The sequence below is a fragment of the Silanimonas sp. genome (assembly GCF_027531545.1).
Lineage (GTDB): Bacteria > Pseudomonadota > Gammaproteobacteria > Xanthomonadales > Xanthomonadaceae > Silanimonas.
This window is the reverse complement of the sequence record NZ_JAPZSC010000001.1, coordinates 205,224-228,020: the sequence shown is the minus strand read 5'-3', so window position 1 is coordinate 228,020 and position 22,797 is coordinate 205,224. Positions and strand designations below refer to the sequence as shown.

Sequence of the window (22,797 nt, the reverse complement as noted above, 5' to 3'; positions counted from 1 at the left end):
TGACGGGTGATGGACGCGCCGCTGCACGTCGTCGCTGGCGTCCTGCGGGACGCGCAGGGTCGGGTGCTGTTGGCCCGGCGCCCCGCCGGCAAGGCGGACGCCGGCCTGTGGGAATTCCCCGGCGGCAAGGTCGAGCCCGGCGAGTCCGCGCTCGATGCCCTCCGGCGTGAACTGCACGAGGAGCTGGGCCTTCGCGTCCTCGATGGCGCCCCGCTGATCCGCGTGCCGGTGGCATCGACGGACGATGGTGCCCACATCCGATTGCACCTCGACACGTGGGGCATCGCCGCCTACTCGGGCGATCCCGTCGCCCACGAGCACGACGCCCTCGCCTGGGTGGCGCTGGACGCGCTTGACCGCTACCCGATGCCGCCGGCCGACCGTCCCGTCGTCGCCGCCCTGCGCGAGCCCGACCGCGTGCTGGTCACGCCCGAGCCGGGCGACGGACCCGAAGCCGAAGCCCGATGGCTGGCTGTGGCCGATACCGCGCTGGCCAACGGCCTGCGCCGCGTGCACCTGCGCCTCGCCGACCCCGCGCAGCGCCGACGCCTCGCCTTTGAACTGGCCGCGCGATGCCGGGCCACCGGGGCGGGGCTCTGGGTGCATGGCGATGCCGCGCTCGCGGCCGAGCTGGGCGTGGGCCTGCACTGGCGCGCCTCCCAATTGCGTGCACCGGAGGCCGTCGCGCTGACCCGCCGTCACCGCGAGGCCGGCGGGCGCGTCTGTGCCGCCGTGCATGACGCGGAAGAGCTGGCCTTGGCCGAGACGCTCGGTGTCGACGACCTGCTGCTCGGGCCGGTGAAGCCCACGGACACCCACCCGGGCCAGCTGGGGCTGGGTTGGGAGGCGTTCGAGCGCCTGCGAGCCGGGACGGCCTTGCCGGTTTACGCGCTTGGGGGCGTGGGCCCGGCCGACCTCGTCGAGGCGCGGCGGCATGGCGCGCAGGGCGTGGCGGGCATCCGGGCCTTCTGGCCGGCCTGATCGGGCCGGCGTCAGTCACGCGCCGCTGGGCTGGCGGCTCAGCCGTGGTGCCAGCGGGCGTCCAGCCGGCCGACCGCAGCGTCGAGATCAGCCAAGGAGCCGAGGTTGACGATGACGTCGTCGGCCAGCGCCAGGCGCTGGGCCCGCGAGGCTTGTGCCGCGATCATCCGTTCGGCCAGGGCTGCGTCGATGCCGTCGCGGGCCATCAGGCGCGCCCGCTGCACCGTCACGGGCACATCGACGACCACGATGCGGTCGAGCATCGGCCATGTGGCGCGCCCGCCGCCTTCGGCGAGCAAGGGAATGTCGAGGACGACGTAGTGCGTCGGTGCGGCCTCGGCATGGGCCAGCATCCAGGCGCGTATGCGGGGGTGCAGGAGCGCCTCCAGCGCCTGGCGCTGGCCGGCGTCGCCGAAGACACGGGCCCGCAGCGCGGCGCGGTCCAAGCGACCGTCGGCGGCCAGCACCTCGGGGCCAAAATGGGCGACCACAGCGGCCAGCCCTTCCGTGCCCGGTTCGACCACCGCGCGCGCGGCCAAGTCGGCATCCACCACGACGCCGGCATGCCTGGCCTCGAATGCCCGGGCCACGCTGGATTTGCCGGAGGCCACGCCTCCGGTGAGGCCGATGACAGGGCGGGCGGTGACCATCACGCGAATCGGGAGCCGGCGGGGATCAGGGCGCGGTCGCGCCCGGCGGCAGCATCAGGCCCCAGTAAACCGCCGACAGCTCCGGACCGAACAGGAACCACACCCAGCCGGCGATGGCGAGGAAGGGGCCGAAGGGGATCTGCGTGTCGCTGTCCTTGGCCAGCAGCTTCAGTCCGATGCCGCCGATGACGGCGCCGATGAGGGAGGAGAGCAGCACGATCGGCAGGATGGCCGACACGCCGCACCAGGCACCGAGAGCGGCCAGGAGCTTGAAGTCGCCGTTGCCCATGCCCTGCCGGCCCTTGATGAGGGCGTAGGCCGTGCTGACCGACCACAGGCTCAGATACCCGACGAGCGCACCAAGAATCGCGCTGTGCGCCGGCACGAAGAGTGTCATCACGCTGGCGCCGAGGCCCAGCCAGAGCAGCGGGTAGGTGAGGTCGTCGAACAGGAACTTGGTGCGCCAGTCGATGCCGGCCAGTGCGATCAGCAGGCCGGTGAACAGGAGCGCCGCGCCAGCCTCCAGCCCGGTGCCGAAGCGCCACACGCAGGCGGCGAAGGCGAGGCCGGTGAGTAGCTCGACGATCGGGTACTGGACCGAGATGGGCGTCTTGCAGCCTGAGCAGCGCCCACGCAGGGCCAGCCAGCTGACGACCGGGATGTTCTCGTACCAGCGCAGCGCATGCCCGCACTTCGGGCAATGCGAGCCCTTCACCACGATGCCCGGCGGCTTGGGTTCGTCGACCTCCGGCAGTTCGAGGACGTCGCGGGCCTCGCGGCGCCAGCCCCACATCATCCGCGGCGGCACGCGCAGGATGACCACGTTGAGGAAGCTGCCGACCAGCAGGCCGAACAGAAAGACGGCCGCGATCGCGGCCGTCCGGTTCTGCAGCAGGTAGTCAAGCATCGATCAGACGGCCATGCCCAGCTTGAAGATCGGCAGGTACATCGCGATCACCATGCCGCCGACCAGCGTGCCGAGCACCACGATGATGAAGGGCTCCATCAGGCTCGTCATCGCATCGACCGCGTTGTTGACCTCGTTCTCATAGAACTCCGCCACCTTGAACAACATCGAGTCCAGCGCGCCGGATTCCTCGCCGATGCCGACCATCTGCACCACCATCGGCGGGAAGATGCCGATCTGCTTCATCGCGAGATTCAGCGAGTAACCCACGGCGACGTCGTCCCGGACCTTCGCCACCGCCTCGTCGTACATGATGCTGCCCGTCGCGCCGGCCACGGTGTCCAGCGCCTCGACGAGAGGCACGCCAGCCTTGAAGGTGAGCGCCAAAGTCCGTGCGAAGCGGGAGATGGCCGACATGTGCAGGATCTGGCCGAGGACGGGGACCTTCAGTGCCAGCCTGTCGACCGTACGCTGGAAGTCCCGGGACGCCTTGTAGAGAAGACTCAAGCCGAAGACCGCGGCAAGTGAGGCCCCCAGCATCCACCACCAGTTCGCGACCGTGAACTCCGAGGCGCTGACATACAGCTGGGTGAAGGCGGGGAGCTCGGCGCCGAAGCTGGCGAAGGTCTCCTTGAACTGCGGAATCACATAGATGAGCAGGATGAGGCTCACGATCAGGCCGACTGCCATGACGCCCGCCGGGTAGAACAGCGCCTTCTTGATCTTGCCCTTCAGCGCCTGGATACGCTCGAGGTAGGTCGCCAGCGTGTCCAGCACGGTGTCGAGGACACCCGCGCCCTCGCCGGCCTTGACGAGGTTCCGATACAGGTCGTTGAACTGGATGGGGAACGCCTTCAGGGCCTCACTGAAGGCCGAGCCGCCGGAAACATCATCCCGCAAGGCCTTGATCATGTTGGCGAATCGCGGATTCTTCTGGCCGTTGGAGAGGATTTCCAAGGCCTGCACCATGGGCACGCCCGAGGCCATCATCGTGGCCATCTGGCGGCTGAAGAACGTGATCTCCTGCCCGCTGATCGTCTTCCCGGAGCTTCCGAAAAGCGGCTTGCCCTTCGGCTTGATCGTCCCGGGGTTCATGCCCTGCTTGCGCAGTTCGGCGCGCACGAAGTTGACGGACTTCGCCGACATCTCGCCCTTCAGCGTTTTGCCGCGCCTGTCGGTCGCGACCCAGACAAACTCGCTGAGCGGGTTTTCCCGGGGAGCAGGCTTGCCGGCGTTCTTCGCGGTCTTGGCGGTGGCAGACATGGCTTAGTCCTTCGTCACTCGGTTCATCTCGGCCAAGCTGATCAGCCCGGCCTTGACTTTGTTGATGGCGGAGCGGCGAAGGTCGCCGATCCCCTCGCGGGCGCATACCAGCCCGATGTCCATGGCGTTACCGCCTTCCAGGATGATCTTCTGGATCTCTTCGGTCATCGGCATCACCTGGTAGATGCCGACGCGGCCCTTGTAGCCGCCATTGCACTCGTCGCAGCCGACCGGCTCATAGACCTCCAAGCCGCCCTCGCATTCCTCGGGCTTGAAGCCCTCGGCCACCAGGGCCGCCTGCGGAATATGCACCTTTTTCTTGCAGTCGTGCAGGCGGCGGGCCAAGCGCTGGGCGATGATGAGCGTGACCGAGCTGGTGATGTTGTAGGGCGCAATGCCCATGTTCATCAGGCGGGCCACGGTCTGCGGGGCATCGTTGGTGTGCAGGGTGCTCAGCACCAAGTGGCCGGTCTGGGCGGCCTTGATGGCGATTTCGGCGGTTTCGAGGTCGCGGATTTCGCCCACCATCACCACGTCCGGGTCCTGGCGCAGGAAGCTGCGCAGGGCCGCGGCGAAGTTCATGCCCTTCTTGGGGTTCATCTGCACCTGGTTGATGCCGGGCACGCGGATTTCGACCGGGTCCTCGGCGGTGCTGATGTTGCGCTCCTCGGTGTTGAGGATGTTCAGGCCCGTGTAGAGCGACACGGTCTTGCCCGAGCCGGTGGGGCCGGTGACGAGGATCATGCCGTAGGGCTTGTCGAGCGCGCTGAGGTAGAGCTGCTTCTGTGAATCCTCGTAGCCCAGCTTGTCGATGCCCATCTTCGCGGCGCTACCGTCCAAGATACGCAGCACCGTTTTCTCACCAAACAAGGTGGGGCAGGTGGACACGCGGAAGTCCATCGCCTTCGTCTTGCTGATGTTGAGCTTGATGCGGCCGTCCTGCGGCAGGCGCTTCTCGGCGATGTCGAGGCCCGACATGACCTTCAGTCGGGCGGTGATGCGCTGGGCGAGCTTTACCGGCGCTTTCGAGACAATCCTAAGGACGCCATCCATGCGGAAGCGCACGCGGAAATCGTGCTCGTAAGGCTCGAAGTGAAGGTCGGAGGCGCCGCGCTTGATGGCATCCAGCAGCATCTTGTTGACGAACTAGACGACCGGCGTGTCGTCGCCCTTCGCGTCGTTGCCGCCGGCCTCGGCCTTGTCGTCGTCGCCGGCCTCGGAATCCAGCGCATCGAGGCCCTCGTCGTCACCGCCGGCATCGAAAGCCTCGGCCGCGGTGAAAGCGCGGTCGATCGCACGACGCAGCTGCTCCTCGTCGATCAGGATCGGCTCGACGGTGGCGCCCGCGGCGAACTGGATCTCCTCGATGGCGCGGGTGTTCGTCGGATCACTGATGCCGAGGAACAGCCGGTTGCCGCGCTTGTACAGCGGCAGCACGCCGTGCTTGGTGATCAGCTCCTCGTTGACGGCCTTGACCGCGGCGCGGCCAAGGTCGAAGGCGTTGACCTCGAGCAGGGGGATGCCGAACTCGATGCTGTTGGCGGCGGCCACGGCGGCGCTGCCCACCAGCTTCTTTTCCAACAGCCAGTGCACCACCGGCTGCTTGGCCTTGGGCGCTTCGTCCATCGCCCGGCGGGCGTCGGCCTCGCTCAGGGCGCCGTCCATGACCAAGCGTCGAGCGATGCCCGTGATGCCCACCAAATTGGGGGTGACTTGGGCGTTCATGTCCAGGATACGTTGCCTCTCCAGCGGGAACTCTAGCCCAACCCGTCACGCTTTGCCGCCCCAGTCTGCCGTTGCGATGGCGCAGCGGCTAACCTTGGGTCGGTTTCCCTGACGGCCCGCCATGCTCCTGTCGATCGTCCTGCCCGCCCGCAACGAGTCCGTTGGTCTGGCCAAGGTGTTGCCCGTCCTTCGGGAGCGCTTTCCGGAAGCCGAACTGATCGTCGTCGACGACGGGTCCACCGACGGTACCCCTGCGCTCGCGGAGGGATTGGGCGCGCGGGTTCTGCGCACCCCCTATGGCATGGGCAACGGGGCGGCCATCAAGCGGGGGGCCCGGGCCGCGCTCGGCGAGGTGATCGTGTTCATGGACGCCGACGGCCAGCACGATCCGGCCCACATCCCGGCCCTCTTGGCCCGCATCGAGGACGGCCACGACATGGCCGTGGGCGCCCGCGATGCCTCGGGGCAGGCGAACCGGCACCGCGGTCTGGCGAACGCCTTCTACAACCGGCTGGCCAGCTGGGTAACAGGCCACGCCATCGCCGACCTCACCTCGGGGTTCCGCGCGGTGCGAGCGTCCAAATTCCGCGAGTTCCTGCACCTGCTGCCGAACGGCTTCAGCTACCCCACCACCATCACCATGGCCTTCTTCCGCAGCGGCTACCCGGTGGCCTACGTGCCCATCCCGGTGCACCAGCGCGTGGGTACGGCCAGCCATATCCGTCCGCTCAAGGACGGCGTGCGCTTCCTGCTCATCATCTTCAAGATCGCCACGCTGTATTCGCCGCTGAAGCTCTTCCTGCCCACCGCCGTGGCTTTTTTCCTGCTCGGCGCCGGTTGGTATGGCTGGACCTTCCACGACGCCGGGCGCTTCACCAACATGAGCGCCCTGCTGTTCAGCGCCAGCGTCATCGTCTTCTTGATGGGATTGATCAGTGAACAGATCACTGGGTTGACGTATCTCGCGGCGCGGGAGGAGCGGGAGTAGTGAGGAGTCGTAGCGCGCGCTGGAAGCAGGTCGTCGCTGCGTTGCGCAGCACGCCCTTGCATCCGCAGTGGCTTTATCGCGATCCCCGGAGACACTTCCCGGAAGTGCAGATTCTGTCTGGCGAGGGACGCCTCCTTGACATCGGTGCCGGTGATGGCTGGCTTGGCCAACGTTTGCCAAGTGGATGGCACTGCGTGGCGTTCGATCATCCCGAAGTTGGCCGCGATTGGTACGGCGCGCGTCCCGATGTCTACGGTGATGCGGCTGCCCTGCCGTTTGGCGATTTGTCATTCGACGCCGTCGCTCTCCTCGAGGTCGTTGAACACTTGGAGCGTTTCGACGTCGCTCTTTCCGAGGTCGATCGCGTCCTGAAGCCGGGTGGCCTCGTGCTGTGTTCCATTCCCTTCCTTTACCCCGTCCACGATGCACCGCGTGATTTCCAGCGGATGACGGTCCATGGATTGCATCACCTGGCGGATCGCTTCGGGTGGGAGGTCCAGTCGACCCGGCGCATTTCGCCGGGCTTTCAGTGCCTTGCCGTGCAGTTTGGTGTCGCCATCGGGTCCATCATCGTCGCGCCCGACGGGGTTGGTCTGCTTCGCCGAACGCTGGCGGTCGTCCTTTTGCCCATCGTTCCGGTGGTCAATCTTTTTTGCGCCTTGCTATCGACGCTGTTGCCCGATGTGCTGCCCTTGGCGGGCGGGCACATGATCGTCTATCGCAAAGGCAGTCGAGGCGTTGCCGAATGAGCCGGGGATACCAGCACGACTACGCGGCCGGACGTCCGCAGATGTATGACGTCTCCGAACGCCATCGCAAGGCGGCCACGATGGTGGCCGTGCTTTCGCGGTGCATGGGCGAAAAGCTCCGGGATGCTCGCGTTCTGAATGTCGGATGTTCGGCCGGGTTGATCGACGAGGCATTGGCCCCGTCCGTTGGCTCGGTCACTGGCGTCGACATCGATGCGTCGGCCATCGCGAAGGCCGTTTCGCGTGGGCTGCCAGCGAACGTGACGCTCTTGGCGGGTGACGCGATGGCCTTGGAGTTCGCTGACCAGAGCTTCGACGCGGCCATTTGTTCGCAAGTCTACGAACACGTCCCCGACGTCGAACGGCTCATCGGCGAGATTCATCGCGTTCTGCGCCCGGGTGGGGTTTGCTACTTCGCCGCGACCAACCGCTGGGCCGTGGTCGAGATGCACCACGGCTTGCCGTTCCTGTCGTGGCTGCCAACGTGTTTGGCTGATCGCTACATGCGACTCGCCGGCAAAGGCGATCGCTACTACGAGCGCCATCTTGGGTATGGCGCGCTCCGCCGCCTCGTGGCGGGTTTCGCGGTCCGCGACTTCACAGGTCCGATCCTCGATGACCCGGAAGCGTTCGAGGCGGCGTATCTCTTCCGCGGGAAGGTGAAGCGCTTCGCGGCGCGTCTGATGTTCCGGTTCGCCCGTCCGATATTCCCGGGCTACATCTGGGTGCTCGAGCGTCGGGCAACTTGAAGACCCTCGGGCCGCGATGGCGTTGGCTAGGGGGGCTGCTCGCGGTGGCGTGCCTTGGCGCGTTCGTGTGGCAGTTTTCCGAGGGCCTCAATGACATTCCCGACCAAGCGCGCCGCATGGGTTTCGGCCCGTTTGCCGTCGCGGTATCGGGTTTCGCCGCTGGCGGGTTCGCGGTGTTCCTTGCCTATGCGCGGCTCGCGGTGGCTATGGGCATTCCGCGCGTGCCGTTGCCCGTTCTCGGGCATGTGTACTTCGTTGGGCAACTCCTCAAGTACCTTCCCGGTCGCGTTTGGGGGTTCGCCTTCCAGATCGCCCGTGCATCCGATCTCGCACCGCCATCCCGATGGGCCGCGCTCTTGATGGTGCACTTCGCTGCTGCCGTGGCAGCGCTGGTGGCCGTCGCTGCGGCCATCGAGGCAACGACGGGGCATCGTGGCTTGCCGTGGTCTGTGGCTGCCGTGGGCCTTTCGTTCGGAGCAACGGCGGTCATTGCTTTCGAATGGTCTGGATTTCGGCAGCGCCTGCCTTTCCGTGCAGCCATCGTCGCATCGGCGCTGTTGCACCTTGGGGCACTCCTGCAGGCCTTGGCGCTTGTCCCGCTCGTGCGGTCGCTTGCCCCTGAAGACGACTTCGTCGGCGCCGTGCGTGAGGGAGGCCACTACTTGCTTGCTTGGTTGGCGGGCTACCTGGCGGTGATCACTCCGGCCGGCCTCGGCGTGCGCGAAGGTGCATTCGCGGCCTTGTCAGACGGCCTGGCCCCAGCATCGCTGCTCACTTTGGCGGCTGCCGCGCGGCTCGCGATGATGCTCGCCGATCTCTGCCTTGGACTCGCGTTCCTGCGCTATCCGGGCACATCGAAGGCAGACGAGCCGCCTTCGGCCTGAGCGTCCATCCAGCGCATCGTGGCCTCGATGCCATGACCAAGGGTTGTTTCTGGCTTCCAATCCAACACACGCTTTGCACGTTGGATCGACACCGCGATGCGGGCCACGTCGCCGGGCATGTCCGGCGTCAGGCGACGCGCGATGCGCTTTTCGCCCAGTCGCTCGACGAGGTCCAGCACGTCGTTCACCGAATGCGTGACGCCACTACCGACGTTCATTACCTCGAAGCCCGGTGCCGCTGGCAGGCGGGCCAAGCGTTCCACTGCATCGCCGAAATCATCGATGTAGAGGAAGTCGCGTCGCGACAAGCCGCCGCCACGCACCTCGAACGGCGTGCCGTCCCGCTGCGCGGCGATAGCCCATGGAATCAGGGCAAAGCCGGCTTTGGGTTTCTGTCCTGGACCGTAGACGTTGGTGGCCCGCAGGATGCCCACCCGGATGCCGTGTGACGCCCACAGCGCATGCAGGAACGCTTCGGCCGCGACCTTCCCGGCGCCATAGCTGGACAGTGGGCGCGGCAGTCGGGTTTCCTCGGCGTCGCCCTCGGGCACGTCGCCGTAAACCGTTCCCGCACTGGAAAGGTAGATGAGCCGCGTCGCGGTCCTCCCGACGAGCGCTTGGCTGAGCAGGAGGGTGCTCCGGAGGTTCTCGTCCACTTCCAGCATCGGGTTCGCGCGGCTGGTGGCCGGCGTGGAACGCCCCGCGGCATGGATGACAAGGTCGGTCCCGTCGACCAGTGCGTGGTAGTCGTCCAGCGTCGATAAGGTGATCGACCCGCCTTCGATGCGGGCTTGTGGTCTTCGATCAGGTGCGAGGCCGATCCGCACGTCGTCGCCCGATGCCGAGAAGCGCTTCGCGAGATGGCTACCGATGAAGCCTGCACCACCGAGGATCGCGATCTTCATCGGCCGACTCCGGCAAGGTGGTCGTACAAGGCAGCATAGCGGGCCGCGCAGTCATCCCACGTACCGGCGGAAGCCAAAGCCCAGCTTCTCATGGCAGCACCCGTCGCGAGATTGATGGCGGGGTCTTCCAACCGAGGCACGGCTTCGGCGAATCGGTGTGGCGTATCGACGATGTCGAGCGGGCATCCCTCTTCGCGGAAGTCGAGATGCGCGCGCAGGTCGGAGGCCACGACAGGAAGGCCGCTCGCCGCGGCTTCCAGCATGAGTTGGGGTCGCCCTTCCGGGTGGCGGCTCAGCGTGATGATGCCCGTGGCCGTTGGAAACCAGCGCGTGGCCAAGTCGTGAGCGCTCGCGGCTCCGCGATAGTCGATCCAGTCGGGTATTGCGACTTCATCCTGCAATGGGCCGATCAGCACCAGCCTTCGTCGTCCATCGCTGAAAAGCGGCTCGGCCCAGTCGAACAGGTCGCCGATCTTGCCTTTTGTCACCCGGCTGACGACCAGCCAGGTGGGCGTGTCGTCCGCGATGGATCGTTCGATGTCGAACCAGCGCTGATCGATGCCAAAGGATACCGGTGTGACCTCGCATACGTCGCCGAAAAGGCGGTGCAGCCGCTCGGCCATCCAAGGCGCATTGGGCGCGAGCACGACGCGGCGTCGCTTGAACGCGCGACGCAGCATCATGGGCATGCCAGGGATCGACAGGAGACTCATGTCCGTCCCCAAGGCCGAAACCAAGGCGGGCGCGCCGTCGTCTGGCAGGACGAGTGCGTGCTGCAGCCAGTTCACGTGGTGCAGGTCGAAGCGCGGTTCCGATCGATACGCCCGACGCAGGCGATACATCAGCTCGAGGGGCGCGCGCAGCGTGCGCATGCGTGGGCGTCGGAGCACTTGGGCGATGCCGCCGGAGCGAAGCAGGCCGCCCAGGAAGTCGACGTCGTCCGTTTGGCCAAAGCGCTTCGCGCCCGAGGGTATCTCGCCGGGCGGCAGCCAGCAGGCAAGATCGAGCCCCTCGCGCCGCGCCAGTGCGAACAGCAGGTGGCGAAGGAAAACGCCCTTCCAGTCGGCCGAGTCCGACGGGTAGGACGTGCCGCAAAAGCTCACGCGCATCGTCATGTCATTCCGCCGTCGATGGCAGGGGTGTCCCGGAGGGCACTGCGGGACATCGCGACAGGTCCTCGGCGAGCACGGCGAGATCGCCGTCGAGTGCACCTCGCTTGTCGCGCGCCGCCGTTTGCTTCAGCCATGCCGACGCTTCGGGCGAGCAACGGCTCGCGAGCAGGGCGGCCAGCGCCATGCTCGGCGCGGCATCGTCCGTCTCTGCGACATCGAAGGCCCGCCGGTAGGCGGCTTCCGCCGCAGCGAGATCGCCGAACACCCGCCATTGCAGGTCGCCCATGGCGCGGTGCACCTCCGAGGGCGCCGAGCGCAGCGTGGCCGTGCGTTCGGCCACGCTGCGCAGTGATGCGTCGTCCAGCGGGCACGTCTGTTCCAGTTTGCAACGGGCAAGCGTGGTGAGCGCTGTGGCCGAGGCCGGGAACATCGGGTCGCGCACGCCGGCTTCGAGCTTCTGCCACCACGTCCCCGCCTGCCCGGTGCCACCGCGCGAGTGCAGGATCACGCCGGCCTGGGCCGGCAGCAGGCTAGTGCGCGGCAGGGCGGCGCAGCGGGCCAGCTCACGGTCGGCGGCGGCGAAGGCGGGGTGGGTGGGGTCGAACCCGCTGGCCACGGTGTAGAGCAGGGCGCGGTCGTAGCAGGCGCGGGGTGAGCCGGGCGCGCGCTCGGCATGGAGCTCGGCCAGGCGCACGGGAGAGCCCCAATGCCCGGCGCGCAGCAGGGCCTGCCCGGCGGAGAGCACCAGCCAGACGCCCAGGGCCCACGGCAGGACGCGGGCTGCTGCGGGCGGCGTCTGCCGCAGCAGCGCGGCGGCAGCGAACAGCAGGCCGAAGGCCGGCAGGTAGTTGCGGTGCTCGAACACGGGCTCCAGCGGCAGGTAGCTGCTGGTGATCAGGTGCCCGGCGAGGAAGAACAGCACGCCCGCGGCCAGCCCGGGTTGGCGGCGGCGAAAAGCCAGCGCCGCAGAGACGGCCACCAGGCCGGCCAGCAGCGGCAGCACCGCACCCGTCGGGTGGGCGAGGGCCTGCGCCACCGGCCAGTCGTCGTAGTAGAAGACCATCGTCGACTCGCGCGGCAGCAGCACCCAGCCCACGTAATGCCACAGGGCACCGGGCTGGCTGAGCAGGCGTTCGGCCGCGCCGTAGTCGCGGACGGCGTACGCCTCGTTGCTGAAGTAGGCCGGAGCCAGCCCAATGGCGAGTGCCAAGGCGCCTACTGCGCCGGCGATGGCCATGCCGCGCAGCCAGCGGGCATCGCGCGGATTCGCGGTGACGAAGCGGTAGAGCGTGGCTTCGGCCACCAGCACGTAAGCGAAGAACAGGGCCGCACTTTCCTTCGCGCCCACGCCCACCAGCGCGATGCCCCCCGCGCCGACCAGCCAGGCCCAGCCGCGAGAGTCACCGGCGCCCAATTGGCCCCGTCCACGGTGATAGGCCAGCAAGGCCAGCAGCACGGCGGTGGCGGCCATCAGCTCCATCCGCTGCACCACGTAGAGCACGCTCGAGACCTGCAGCGGCAGGGTGGCCCAGGCCAGGGCCAGCAGCACGGCGGCGGTGGTGTGCTCGCGTCCGGGCAGGGCCAGCGCCAGCCAGCGGCGCGCCAGCAAGGCAACCAGCACAGTGTTCATCAGGTGCCAAAGCAGGCTGTGCAGCTTCCAGCCCAGCGGATGCCAGTCGAACAGCAGGCGGTCGAGCATGAAGCTGGCCATGGCCAGAGGCCGGGCGAGCTCGCTCGCCCGCGACGAGAACAACACGTCCTGCCACTGCGCGCCCAGCGTCGCCCGCGTGAGCGCGCCCAGGGCCGGGTTGTCGACCAGGTTGGAGAAGTCATCGAACAGGAAGCTACCGCGCGCGCCTGCAGCGAAGACGGCGGCCACCACCAGCAGGGCGATGGCGAGCAGGGCGGCGGGCGAGCTGCTAGGGGCAGTGTGCGGAGCGGTGGCAGTCATCCGCGGATCATCGCCTCGAGCGCATCGCGCTCGCGAGCGTCCACGCCCAGGCGATGGCGCAGCCAGCGGTGCAGGCGCGGCATGCCTGCCGGGGCGTCAGCGGCCTCGCAGCCCGGGAATCGGTCGTCCAGCCACGCGAGGGCCTCGGCCTTGCCGCCGTGCTGGGCCAACAGGGCGGCGCCGCGCAGCACCGGGCCGCAGGGTAGGGGGGCGGGAAGGGAGACGAGTGCTGCCGTGGCCTCGGGTATGCGCCCCTGATTGGCGTGCCACGCCGCTTCGCTGAAGGCGAGGTCGCGGCGCGTTGCTTCCCTTCGCCAATGGGGGTTGGCTGCGGCGGCCTCCAGCATCGCTGCCGAAGTCGGCGCGCTCTCGCTGCAGTGTTCATAGCGCTGGTCGTGACGATCGATGGCGCTGAGGCTGATCTCCAAACCGCGCTTGTCGGCGCCCATGGCTTGCGGAACGGCCGCGCGCACCTCGGTGGATACCGCGCCCATCGCGCACTCCAAGTCGAGCAGGGTCAGGGCGAGTTGCGTGCTGCTAGCCATGCTTTCTCGCCACGAAGCGAGCCGAGCGAGCCCGCGCGCTGGGTCTTCGTACCAGAGGTCCCAGGTGGCGGCGTTCACCTGCGCCCGCTCCGAGGCCGGGCTGCGTTGGGCCCACACCTCGGCCAGCAGGCGCGGCTGGCCCCATAGCTGGGCTTCGCCATGAAGCACCAGGGCCACGACGGCGACTGCACCGATGCCGATGGCTGCGCGTAGCGCGGCGGCCACCGGCAGCCGGGCCAGGCCGACCGCCACCGGCAGGAAGAGCAGGGCGCTGGGCAGGTAGTTGCGGTGGGCGAAGGCCAGCTCGAGGTTCACCGGGCCGGCTTCGATCAGGTGCCCGCCCAGGTAGAACAGGCTCGCGCTGGCCAGCACCGGTGCCCGGTGGCCGAGGGCCAGGGCTGCGAGGAGAGCGCCTCCGAGCAGGCCAGCAGGTGCCCAGAAGCGCGGGTCGGCCAGGCCGTCGGGCACCGCGGGCGGGTTGAACATGAGGTCGCCCGAGTGCGGGGCGATGGTGATCAGGTCGGCCAGATAGCCCACGAGGATGCCGGGCTGCGCCAGCAGGCGTCCGGCCAGGCTGAAGTCGCGGAACTGCTCGGCGCCGGCCATGGCGCCGGGCACCTGCAGGGCCAGCAGCAGCCCCAGGCCGATGGCTGGCCCCGCCGCCAGCGCCACCACCCAGCGGCCAGGCCCACCGTGTGGCGGGCTATCGCGCCGCAGCAGGGGTAGCAGGGCGAGGGCCAGCACGGGCAGCAGCAGGCCGTTGAGCTTGCAGGCCACCGCGGCGGCGCCGGCCATCAGGTACAGCGCGGCAAAAGTGAGGCGCCGCTCGGGCGCGGCCCGCCACAGGGCAATGAAGGCCAACAGGCCCAGCAGCGTAAAGGTGGCGGCCAGCAGGGCGTGGCGCTGCACGATGTAGAGCGCGGTAGTGCCCTGCATGGGGTGCAGGGCCCAGAGGGCGGCCGCCACGAATGGCGCCCAGCGCAGGGGGCCGGCCTCGGCGCGCAGCAGGCGCGCCCCCAGCAGCGCCACCAGCACGGCGTTCAGGCCGTGGATGACCACATTGGTGCGCAGGAACGGGCCGGGCGCGGCCGGCCAGCCCTGCGCATCGATCAGGAAGCTCGCCATGGCGAGCGGCCGGCCCAGCGGATCGGCGATTCCGCTCGTCAGGTAGAGCAGCAGCGGTTGCCACCCGTCGAAGGGGCCGAAGGCGCCCAAGGCCGGCAGGTTGGCGTAGTCGTCGAACAGGAAATCGCCGCTGAGGCCCGGCCAGAGTGCGGCCCCGACCAGCAGGGGCAGAAAAACAAAGGCCGCCCAGAGGGCGGCCTTTGCTGACATCCAATGACGCATGCGAGGTGCCGTGCGGCGGGGCCCGCAGCCCGGCGCCTACGCTTAGCGGCAGGAGGTCGGCAGGAACTTGTCTTCCACGGTGCTGGCCGGGATGCAGGTCCAAGCCACCGAGCCGCCATTGTCCGTGGCCGACAGGATCAGCGTCTTGGTGCCGATCTGGGTGTTGGCCTTGCCGCCGAAGGTGGCGGTGATCTTGCCGGCCTTGGTGGTGACACCGGTCACGTACTGGCCGGCGATGCTGGCTGCCGTCGCGAGGCCGGCCGAGGCGTTGGTGTTGGGGAAGGTGCCGCGGTTGGAGTAAAACTCGGCGACCGCGGTGCGGGCGCCCGAGGTGAGGCTGAGGCCTTCCGAGACCTGGCCGCGGATGGTGTAGTCCTGGTAGGCCGGCAGGGCGATGGCGGCGAGGATGGCGATGATCGCGACGACGATCATCAGTTCGATGAGGGTGAAGCCTTTCTGCTGCGTCATGACGGTGATCCTTGTTGCAGAGGTGGATGATGCGCCGGAGGGCGCGTGTGGATGGGGCTAGCCTTCCACGGCCACAGGCCTGTTTCCGGCCTAAAGATTAAAGCACGTGCCGTGCCAGCCTCGCGAGGTCACACCGGGTCAACCGCTGTGACAGGCTGCTCAGTGCAGGCCGAGCTGTGGGGCCGACGGTCAGCGCAACGGCACTTTCTGCCCTTCAGCGGCAGATGGTGGCGCGATAGCGGGGCTGCAGGTCGCCACCGGTGCAGCTCCAGCGGACCGAGCCCTCGCCCGCCACGAAGCTCGGCTCGACAACCACCGTCTTGCCCTGTAGCAGCACGTTGGCCTTGCCGCCGTAGGTGATTTCGACGCCCACGGGGACCACCTTGACCTGCGTGACGTACTGCCCGTTGATGCTGGCCTCGGACGGCAGACCCGCCGAGGCGTTCGACGAGGGAAGGCGCCCGTAGTTGGCCACGAACTCCCAGACAGCCGCTCGTGCCCCCGAGGACAGTGACAGCCCTTCCGCGGCTTGCGACCGGATCGTGTAGTCCTGGTAGGCCGGGAGGGCGATGGCGGCAAGGATGGCGACGATCGCCACGACGATCATCAACTCGATGAGGGTGAAGCCGGCGCTGCGCGTGGGCATGGTGGGGCGATCCGAAAGGCCGATCGGCGTCAAGCAAGATTGATGCCGAAGCGGGTACTCGCGCAAGGAGCGACGTGAGATGGGCTACCCTGCGGCCTCTGGACTGACGACTTGGACTTGTACCCATGCTGGACCGCCGGTGGTTCTCTCCCGCCCTTCTCGGGCTGTTCGTGCTCTCGGGCTTCGCCGGCCTGATCTACCAATCCATCTGGTCGCACTACCTCGGGCTGACGCTGGGCCACGCGGCCTATGCGCAGACCCTGGTGCTGGCCATGTTCATGGGCGGCATGGCGCTGGGTGCCTGGCTGGTGAGCCGCTATGCGCACCGGCTGAAGCGCCTGATCCTCGGCTACGCGGTGATCGAGGGCGTGATTGGTGTGATGGGGCTGGTGTTCCATCCGCTCTTCCTCGCCTACACCGGCGTGTCTCAGGAGTCGGCACTTCCGTTTTTTGGCGGACTGGGTCTCGCTTGGTTGTGGCAATGGGGCTCGGCCGCCGCGCTCATCGCGCCGCAGACGGTGCTCTTGGGCGCCACCTTTCCGCTGATGAGCGCCGGTCTGCTGCGCGCCCGGCTGGGCGAGGACGGCGAGGTGCTGGGCGGGCTGTATTTCACCAACAGCATCGGCGCGGCCTTGGGCGTGCTGGCCGCCACCTTCCTGCTGCTGCCGAGCATCGGCATGCCGGGGGCCATGGCGCTGGCCGGCGGCCTGAACCTGCTGGTGGCGGTGCTGGCCGGGGCCTTGGCCCGCGGCCTGCGCGAAGACACCCTGCCACCGCTGCCGGCGCCGGCCGTCACCACCGAGGTGGATGGTCAAGCCAATCCGGAGCTGGCTCAGCTTTACCGCGTCCTGCTGGGCGCCACCTTCCTGTCCAGCGCGGCTTCGTTCGTCTACGAGATCGGCTGGGTGCGCCTGCTCAACCAGGCCTTGGGCACCACCCTGCACAGCTTCGAGCTGATGCTGGCCACCTTCATCGCCGGCTTGGCTTTCGGTGGCCTGTGGGTGCGCAAGCGCGCCAAGGCGGTGAAGGACGTGGTGCAGTACGCCGGCTTCGTGCAGGTGCTGATGGGCATCGCCGCGCTGGTGTCGGTGCCCTTGCTTTCGTCCAGCTTCGAGTGGGTGGGCTGGACGATGCGCGCGCTGGCCCGCACCGAAGAGGGCTACACGCTCTACACGCTGGCCACGGCTGGCATCGCCATGCTCATCATGTTTCCGGCGGCGTTCTTCGCCGGCATGACCCTGCCACTCTTCACCTCGGCTCTGCTGCGCAAGGGCAGCGGCGAGGCGGCCATCGGCCGGGTGTACGCCGCCAATACCCTGGGCGCCATCGTGGGCGTGATGCTGGCGGTGCACGTGCTCATCCCGATCATCGGCATCCGCCTGACGGTGACGATGGCCGCGCTGGTCGACGCCCTCATCGGCCTGTACCTGCTGCGTGCCGTGAGCCCGGGGGTGTGGATGCCGCGGGTGGCCGTGGCCGCCGTGGCCACGCTGGCCTTCTTCGCGGCCAGCGTGCAGTTCGGCCAGCTTGACCCGCGCGAGCAGATGGCCGGGGTGTTCCGCACCGGCAACGTCAGCGTTCCCGAATCGACCACGGTGCCTTTCCTGCGCGACGGTTCCACCGCCACGATCGGCGTCACGGTGGACGGCTCAACGAAGATGATCTCCACCAACGGCAAGCCGGACGCGTCGCTGACGCCCTCCGACCAAGCCCCGACGATGGACGAGATCACCATGCTGATGGCCGCAGCCCTGCCGCTGGCCACGCACCCGGCGCCGGAGCGGGTGGCCATCATCGGCTGGGGCTCGGGCCTGACCACCCACACCATGCTGGGTAGCTCTGCGCCGAAGGTGGTCGACAACATCGAGATCGAGCACGCCATGTGGGAGGGGGCGAAGTTCTTCGCCGAGCGGGTGGACCGCGCCTACCTCGACCCGCGCTCGAAGGTGCACTTCGACGACGCCCGCACCTTCTTCGCTTCCGGCGGGCGCCGCTACGACGTGATCATCTCCGAGCCCTCGAACCCGTGGGTGAGCGGCGTGGCCAGCCTGTTCACCGAGGAGTTCTACCGCTTCCTGCACGGTCACCTCGAGGACGACGGCCAGCTCGTGCAGTGGATCCAGAGCTACGAGATCGACGACCCGATGGTGGCCACGATGGTGTCGGCTCTGTTGGAGGTCTTCCCACAGTCGGAGCTCTACGTGACCAACACCGCCGACCTGCTGATCCTCGCCCGCAAGACGCCGGGGGCGGGCTATCTGCAGGAGCCGTGGGCCACCGAGCCGCTGGCCTCGGAGCTTCGCCGCGTGGGGCTGGGCTCGCCGGCCGACCTCGCGATCCGCCGAATCGGCGGCCCCTCGGTGCTGCGGACTCTCGTGCGCCTGTACGACGCGCCGCCGCACTCCGACTTCTACCCCACGGTGTCGCTGCGAGGACCGGAGACGCGTTTCCGCAATGCGAGCTCGATGATCCTGCAGCGGCTGGTGTGGTCGGGCCTGCCCGTTCTGGATGCGCTGGAGTGTCGGCGCCCGCCGGCCCAAGCGGCCGGCGTGCTGCCCACCGACATGTCGGTGGCGGTCCGCGATCTCTGGCGCGCCGAGGCCCTCGCCGAGGCGATGGCGGGCCGCGGCACCGGCGCCTTCGCCCAGGAGGAGGGCGTGATGCCACCGATGTTCGCCTATCTGCGCACCGCGCCGCAGGGGCCCGGCGACGCCCGCGAGACCTCGCGCATGCTCGCCGCGATTGCCGAGCATTCGGTCGGCATCCTGGCGGCCGAGCGCATCGGCCCGCTGTGGGCGGAGGCTGCGTGGATCGAGCCCGGCCGGCTGGCGCTGCCCGGCGTGGCCGCCCAGCGCGCCGTGCTGGCAGCGGCGGCGGCCCGCGACTGGCCGGCGCTGGGCCGTGAGGCCCAGGCCCTGTTGGGCAGCGAGGACTTCGCGGGCCTGCATCCTGGGGCACGCGAGCAGGTGCTGGTGCTCGCCATGGTGGCGGCGCTGGCCGAGGGCCGTAGTGAGGCGGTGGCCGAGCTGGAAGCAGCCCACGGCCCCCGAGTGGGGGCTGCGGCGCTGGGCGACCTGCGCGGTTTCCTGATGGCCTACGCCGACGGCGAGATGGCCTGCGCGTTCACGGCCGCCGGATCGCCAGCACCCGCGCTTCCCGCTGGCTGAACCACACTTCCAGCTCCTGCTCGCGGGTGATCAGGGGCAGGCGGCGCACGTCGCCGGGCGCGCCTTCGGGCAGGCCGGCGGCGCGCAGCGCCTCGGCCGCCACCGGCTCGGCGGTGGCGTGCACCTCGGCCAGCGCCGCCCCCGACAGCGGCTGGAAGTACGCCGGCCGGTACTCCACGTCGGGCTTGCCGTCGACCACCTCGAACAGCAGGGCCTGCCGGGCTTCGATGTCGTCGGGCGCCACGGCCAGCATGGGCTGCGCGCCCCAGGCCGGGGCGCTCGCGGCCGCGTTGGCGGGGTACACCTCGTTCGCGGCCACCAGGGTGGCCCGGTACGGGCTGAGCACGAGGTAGGCCGGCCGGCTGACCCACGTGGTGTGCAGGCCGTAGGCGAGGGCGGAGGCCTGGAGCAGGGCGATCACCGTGAGGTCGAAGGCCATGCCCGGCTTGCCGCGCTTGTAGACGAGCAGGGTGATGAGCGGCCCGGCCACCAGGTCGACGGCCGCCACGATCAGCACCAGCCGCATGCCGCCCGCACCCTGCAGCAGCGGGGGCGGGTACCACACGCTGATCACCAGGGCGAGGAAGGTGCCCACGAGGAGGGCGCTGAGGGCAAGGTGCACGGCCGCGGCCCGCGCGGCGCCTTCACGGATCATGCGGACTCCTATTCAATCCCGTACTTCTTCAGCTTGTAGCGCAGCGCCCGGAAGGTGATGCCCAGGGCTTCAGCAGTCTTGGTGCGGTGCCAGCGGTGCGCGTCCAGCGCGGCGATCAGCGTCTCGCGCTCGATCTGGGCCAGCGCGTCGGGCAGGGCGCCTTCGGCCCGGGCGTGGGCCAGGGCTTCGGCGGTGGCCGGCAAGGGCGCATCGGGGGGCTCGGGGCTGTCGGTGTCTGACGGCAAGGCACGGCCGGTCGGCACGGCGGCGGCGTTGCCATGAGCGCCCGGCGCCGGCAGGCCGAGGTCGGCGGCGCGGAGGCTCGGGCCGTCGGCGAGGGCCACGGCGCGCTCCAGCACGTTTTCGAGTTCCCGCACGTTGCCGGGAAAGGGGTAGGCGGCCAGGGCGGCGCGGGCGTCGTCGGCGAGGTCGAGCGCAAGGCCTTGCTCGCGGGCGATGCGGGCCAGCACGGCCTCGGCGATGGCCGGGATGTCCTCGCGGCGCTCGCGCAGCGGCGGCACGGGCAGGGCGATCACGTTGATGCGGTAGAACAGGTCGTGGCGGAAGCGGCCGTCGTCGACCAGTTTCGCCAGGTCCTTGTGGGTGGCCGAGAGGATGCGCACGTCGACCGGCACCTCGCTTGGCGCGCCGACCGGGCGCACGGCCTTTTCCTGGATGACGCGCAGCAGCTTCACCTGCATGTGCAGGGGCAGCTCGGCGATCTCGTCGAGGAACAGCGTGCCGCCCTGCGCGGTCTGGAACAGGCCGTCCTTGTCGGCGTGGGCGCCGGTGAAGCTGCCCTTCCGGTGCCCGAACAGCTCGCTCTCCATCAGCTCCGCGGGGATGGCGCCGCAGTTCACCGGCACGAAGGGGCCATCCTTGCGCGGGCTCTGGGCGTGAACGAGGCGCGCCACCAGTTCCTTGCCGGTACCGGACTCGCCGCAGATGAAGACCGGGGCTTGGCTGCGCGCCACCTTGACGGCGGTCTCGCGCAGCTGGCGCATGGCCGGGGAATCGCCGATCAGGCGCGGCGTGTGGGCCTGCGCCGCGGCGCGGCGCTGCACGCCGAGGTTCAGCGCGTGGGTGACGAGCTGGCGCAGCACGGCCAGATCGACCGGTTTGGTGACGAAATCGAAGGCGCCGGCCTTCAGCGCGGCCACGGCGGCCTCGACATTGCCGTAGGCCGTCATCATGGCCACCGGCGTGTTCGGGTGACGTGCGGCGATGTGTTCGATCAACTGCGTGCCGTTGCCGTCGGGCAGGCGCATGTCGGTGAGGCAGAAGTCGAAATCGTGCGCCTGCAGCTGGTCGCGTGCCTGGGCCAGATCACCCGCGGTTTCCACGCGCAGGCCCATGCGCCCGAGGGTGAGCGCCACCAGCTCGCGGATGTCGCGTTCGTCGTCGACGATGAGGGCGCTGCGCGAAATCATGGGGTCCCGGGGCGTCCTGGTCGCTCGCTAGCGTAACGGCCCGGCAGCCGGATGCGGAAACAGGCGCCGCCGCCCGGCACCGCCACGAAGCGCAGGCCGCCCTGGTTGGCTTCACAGAGCTGGCGGGCGATGTAGAGGCCGAGGCCGGTGCCGTGCTCGCTGGTCGTATAGAAAGGCTCGAACAGCCGGGCGGCCACGGCGGGCGGAATGCCGGGGCCATGGTCGACCACGTCGAGATCGACGGCGCCGGGTTCGGCCGAATCGCCGCTGGCGGGCTGGGCACGCAGCAGCACCCGGGCCGGCTGGCCGGGCAGGCGGCCGTACGCGCGGGCGTTGTCGACCAGCACGGTGAGCACCTGCAGCAGATGGCGCGGGTCGACCATGGCGCTCAAGGGCCCGCTGCTGCGCTCGTCGAGCTGGTCGGCACCCAGCGGATGCATGGTGCGGTACTCGCCAACGAAGCGCTGCAGGAGACGGGGCAGGTCCACCACTTCGGCCTGCGCGCTCTCGCGGCGGGCGAGCCCGAGCACGCTGTCGACGATGCCATCCATGCGCTGGCACTGGCCCTGGATGATTTCCAGTAGTTGGCGGTCGGCCTCGGGCATGCCGGGGGATTCGTCCAGCAGCTGCGCGGCGTGGAGGATGGCCGAGAGCGGGTTGCGGATCTCGTGGGCGATGCTGGCGCCGAGCCGGCCCAGCGTGGCGAGGGTGAGCTCCTCGGCGCGGCCGCTGTAATGGCGCGCATCGTCGAGGAAGCAGAGGTACAGCTCATCGCGGACGCCGGTGGCGGCGAAGCGCGGCAGCAGTTCGGGGCCGTCCTCGCCCACCCGCAGGCTGCGCGGCTGCACCTCGCCCGTGCTGCGCCAACGCCGCAGCAGGGCGTCGAGCGGGGGATGCAGGTCGGCGAGGCGCTGTGCTTCGCCCTTCGCGCCGAGCAGGGCCCAGGCGGCCTCGTTGAACAGGCGGATGCGGTGCTGGCCGTCGACCACCAGCACGCCGGTGCGCATGCGGCGGATCACCAGTTCGTTCAATTCCGCCAGCTGGGCCACTTCGCTGCCGCGCTCGTCGGCCAGCGCCTCGGTGCGGGCGAGCTCGCGGCGCAGGAACTGCGAGAAAGCCGCGCCGGCGAGGTAGCAGACGGCGAACATCGCCGGTTCCACCAGCGGTCGGTCGTCGCGGGCGGCCAGGGTGCTGATGGCGAACTCGCCGAACACGGCACCCGCGGCCAGCAGGGCCAGCGCCATCGCCAGCCGGAAGCCGACGATCAGGCTGCCGATGGTGATGTTGAAGAGCAGCAGCAGGCCGATCGCTGCGTCGAGGCCCTGTTGGGCGGAAAGCGCGGTCGCGGCAATGATGATGTCGAGGGCCAGGCCCCAGCCGCCCTGGATGGGCAGGTTCGCGCCCTCGCGGCGGCTGGCCCAGAGCAGGCCCAGCGAGAGCAGCAGGTACAGCGTGGCGGCCCCGCGCAGCAGTGGGCCGTCGACGGCGCTCAGCAGCCCGAGGTGCCCCGGGGTCCAGGCCAGCGTGGCCAGCAGCACAGCCTCCAGCACGCGATACAGGGCGAAGCCGAACAGCTCGCGCTGCTGCACGCCACCTTGGGGCAGTTGGCTGGTCGAGCGGACGAAGGGCATGGGCGCACTGTAGCGGCCCGGCGCGGCCGGCGGGCCGGTGCGGG

Annotated in this window: 18 protein-coding genes and 1 pseudogene; 6 read left to right on the top strand and 13 right to left on the bottom strand. The window is 69.2% G+C overall.

Features of this window, described 5'->3' with window-relative positions:
* Positions 1-9: 9 nt before the first annotated feature.
* Positions 10-981 (top strand): Nudix family hydrolase, encoded by a 972-nt coding sequence (locus tag O9280_RS00965; protein ID WP_298337698.1) that lies wholly within the window; start codon positions 10-12, stop codon positions 979-981.
* A 38-nt stretch (positions 982-1,019) separates the two neighbouring features.
* Here O9280_RS00965 and coaE read toward each other — a convergent pair whose 3' ends face one another.
* From coaE to pilB, 4 genes and pseudogenes are all read right to left on the bottom strand, one after another.
* Positions 1,020-1,631, bottom strand: coding sequence for a dephospho-CoA kinase (coaE, locus tag O9280_RS00960; protein ID WP_298337695.1), 612 nt, complete (start codon positions 1,629-1,631; stop codon positions 1,020-1,022).
* 25 nt (positions 1,632-1,656) lie between these two features.
* On the bottom strand, positions 1,657-2,538 hold the full coding sequence (locus O9280_RS00955; protein WP_298337692.1) for an A24 family peptidase: 882 nt from the start codon (positions 2,536-2,538) through the stop codon (positions 1,657-1,659).
* A 3-nt stretch (positions 2,539-2,541) separates the two neighbouring features.
* On the bottom strand, positions 2,542-3,684 hold the full coding sequence (locus O9280_RS00950; RefSeq protein WP_343228718.1) for a type II secretion system F family protein: 1,143 nt from the start codon (positions 3,682-3,684) through the stop codon (positions 2,542-2,544).
* Between the two features lie 120 nt (positions 3,685-3,804).
* Positions 3,805-5,526 (bottom strand): annotated as a pseudogene (gene pilB / locus O9280_RS00945) (type IV-A pilus assembly ATPase PilB).
* A gap of 121 nt (positions 5,527-5,647) precedes the next feature.
* Between pilB and O9280_RS00940 the strand changes: the two are divergent.
* From O9280_RS00940 to O9280_RS00925, 4 genes are read left to right on the top strand one after another with little or no spacing between them, the layout of a single operon-like run.
* Positions 5,648-6,514: a glycosyltransferase family 2 protein gene (locus tag O9280_RS00940; RefSeq protein WP_298337686.1), complete on the top strand. Its 867-nt coding sequence runs from the start codon at positions 5,648-5,650 to the stop codon at positions 6,512-6,514.
* On the top strand, positions 6,514-7,263 hold the full coding sequence (locus O9280_RS00935) for a class I SAM-dependent methyltransferase (RefSeq protein ID WP_298337683.1): 750 nt from the start codon (positions 6,514-6,516) through the stop codon (positions 7,261-7,263). Before O9280_RS00940 ends, O9280_RS00935 begins: the two co-directional genes overlap by 1 nt.
* Positions 7,260-8,012, top strand: coding sequence for a class I SAM-dependent methyltransferase (locus tag O9280_RS00930; RefSeq protein ID WP_298337680.1), 753 nt, complete (start codon positions 7,260-7,262; stop codon positions 8,010-8,012). The genes O9280_RS00935 and O9280_RS00930 overlap by 4 nt, the downstream gene beginning before the upstream one ends.
* Positions 8,009-8,896, top strand: a complete 888-nt coding sequence (locus O9280_RS00925; protein WP_298337678.1) for a hypothetical protein — start codon at positions 8,009-8,011, stop codon at positions 8,894-8,896. The genes O9280_RS00930 and O9280_RS00925 overlap by 4 nt, the downstream gene beginning before the upstream one ends.
* Here O9280_RS00925 and O9280_RS00920 read toward each other — a convergent pair.
* From O9280_RS00920 to O9280_RS00895, 6 genes are all read right to left on the bottom strand, one after another.
* Positions 8,854-9,801 carry an NAD-dependent epimerase/dehydratase family protein gene (locus O9280_RS00920; protein ID WP_298337675.1) on the bottom strand — a complete coding sequence of 316 codons (948 nt, stop codon included), beginning with the start codon at positions 9,799-9,801 and terminating at the stop codon, positions 8,854-8,856. The two genes, O9280_RS00925 and O9280_RS00920, sit on opposite strands and share 43 nt — an antisense overlap.
* Positions 9,798-10,916, bottom strand: a complete 1,119-nt coding sequence (locus O9280_RS00915; RefSeq protein WP_298337672.1) for a group 1 glycosyl transferase — start codon at positions 10,914-10,916, stop codon at positions 9,798-9,800. The genes O9280_RS00920 and O9280_RS00915 overlap by 4 nt, the downstream gene beginning before the upstream one ends.
* Before the next feature lies 1 nt (position 10,917).
* Positions 10,918-12,864: a hypothetical protein gene (locus tag O9280_RS00910; protein ID WP_298337669.1), complete on the bottom strand. Its 1,947-nt coding sequence runs from the start codon at positions 12,862-12,864 to the stop codon at positions 10,918-10,920.
* Positions 12,861-14,744, bottom strand: a complete 1,884-nt coding sequence (locus tag O9280_RS00905) for a hypothetical protein (protein ID WP_298337667.1) — start codon at positions 14,742-14,744, stop codon at positions 12,861-12,863. The genes O9280_RS00910 and O9280_RS00905 overlap by 4 nt, the downstream gene beginning before the upstream one ends.
* A 54-nt stretch (positions 14,745-14,798) precedes the next feature.
* A complete protein-coding gene (locus tag O9280_RS00900; RefSeq protein WP_298337664.1) occupies positions 14,799-15,224 on the bottom strand; it encodes a pilin in 426 nt (141 codons plus the stop codon).
* 214 nt (positions 15,225-15,438) lie between these two features.
* Positions 15,439-15,870, bottom strand: coding sequence for a pilin (locus O9280_RS00895; RefSeq protein ID WP_298337662.1), 432 nt, complete (start codon positions 15,868-15,870; stop codon positions 15,439-15,441).
* Positions 15,871-15,995: 125 nt separating this feature from the next.
* Between O9280_RS00895 and O9280_RS00890 the strand changes: the two genes are divergently transcribed.
* The gene (locus O9280_RS00890) at positions 15,996-19,037 is read left to right on the top strand and encodes a fused MFS/spermidine synthase (RefSeq protein ID WP_298337659.1); all 3,042 of its coding nucleotides are present in this window, start codon (positions 15,996-15,998) and stop codon (positions 19,035-19,037) included.
* Here the strand turns inward: O9280_RS00890 and O9280_RS00885 are convergent.
* The 3 genes from O9280_RS00885 to O9280_RS00875 are packed head-to-tail and all read right to left on the bottom strand — an operon-like array spanning position 18,994 to position 22,753.
* Positions 18,994-19,692: a hypothetical protein gene (locus O9280_RS00885; protein ID WP_298337656.1), complete on the bottom strand. Its 699-nt coding sequence runs from the start codon at positions 19,690-19,692 to the stop codon at positions 18,994-18,996. The genes O9280_RS00890 and O9280_RS00885 overlap by 44 nt on opposite strands.
* A gap of 8 nt (positions 19,693-19,700) precedes the next feature.
* On the bottom strand, positions 19,701-21,122 hold the full coding sequence (locus O9280_RS00880) for a sigma-54 dependent transcriptional regulator (RefSeq protein WP_298337653.1): 1,422 nt from the start codon (positions 21,120-21,122) through the stop codon (positions 19,701-19,703).
* The gene (locus tag O9280_RS00875; RefSeq protein ID WP_298337650.1) at positions 21,119-22,753 is read right to left on the bottom strand and encodes a HAMP domain-containing sensor histidine kinase; all 1,635 of its coding nucleotides are present in this window, start codon (positions 22,751-22,753) and stop codon (positions 21,119-21,121) included. Before O9280_RS00875 ends, O9280_RS00880 begins: the two co-directional genes overlap by 4 nt.
* Positions 22,754-22,797: the final 44 nt, after the last annotated feature.

Coding starts and splice junctions, on each gene's coding strand:
- O9280_RS00910 (WP_298337669.1), bottom strand. CDS start 12,864: ATGACTGCCACCGCTCCGCACACTGCCCCTAGCAGCTCGCCCGCCGCC.
- O9280_RS00950 (WP_343228718.1), bottom strand. CDS start 3,684: ATGTCGGCGAAGTCCGTCAACTTCGTGCGCGCCGAACTGCGCAAGCAG.
- O9280_RS00940 (WP_298337686.1), top strand. CDS start 5,648: ATGCTCCTGTCGATCGTCCTGCCCGCCCGCAACGAGTCCGTTGGTCTG.
- O9280_RS00900 (WP_298337664.1), bottom strand. CDS start 15,224: ATGACGCAGCAGAAAGGCTTCACCCTCATCGAACTGATGATCGTCGTC.
- O9280_RS00880 (WP_298337653.1), bottom strand. CDS start 21,122: ATGATTTCGCGCAGCGCCCTCATCGTCGACGACGAACGCGACATCCGC.
- O9280_RS00915 (WP_298337672.1), bottom strand. CDS start 10,916: ATGACGATGCGCGTGAGCTTTTGCGGCACGTCCTACCCGTCGGACTCG.
- O9280_RS00905 (WP_298337667.1), bottom strand. CDS start 14,744: ATGTCAGCAAAGGCCGCCCTCTGGGCGGCCTTTGTTTTTCTGCCCCTG.
- coaE (WP_298337695.1), bottom strand. CDS start 1,631: ATGGTCACCGCCCGCCCTGTCATCGGCCTCACCGGAGGCGTGGCCTCC.
- O9280_RS00890 (WP_298337659.1), top strand. CDS start 15,996: ATGCTGGACCGCCGGTGGTTCTCTCCCGCCCTTCTCGGGCTGTTCGTG.
- O9280_RS00955 (WP_298337692.1), bottom strand. CDS start 2,538: ATGCTTGACTACCTGCTGCAGAACCGGACGGCCGCGATCGCGGCCGTC.
- O9280_RS00875 (WP_298337650.1), bottom strand. CDS start 22,753: ATGCCCTTCGTCCGCTCGACCAGCCAACTGCCCCAAGGTGGCGTGCAG.
- O9280_RS00885 (WP_298337656.1), bottom strand. CDS start 19,692: ATGATCCGTGAAGGCGCCGCGCGGGCCGCGGCCGTGCACCTTGCCCTC.
- O9280_RS00965 (WP_298337698.1), top strand. CDS start 10: ATGGACGCGCCGCTGCACGTCGTCGCTGGCGTCCTGCGGGACGCGCAG.
- O9280_RS00930 (WP_298337680.1), top strand. CDS start 7,260: ATGAGCCGGGGATACCAGCACGACTACGCGGCCGGACGTCCGCAGATG.
- O9280_RS00895 (WP_298337662.1), bottom strand. CDS start 15,870: ATGCCCACGCGCAGCGCCGGCTTCACCCTCATCGAGTTGATGATCGTC.
- O9280_RS00920 (WP_298337675.1), bottom strand. CDS start 9,801: ATGAAGATCGCGATCCTCGGTGGTGCAGGCTTCATCGGTAGCCATCTC.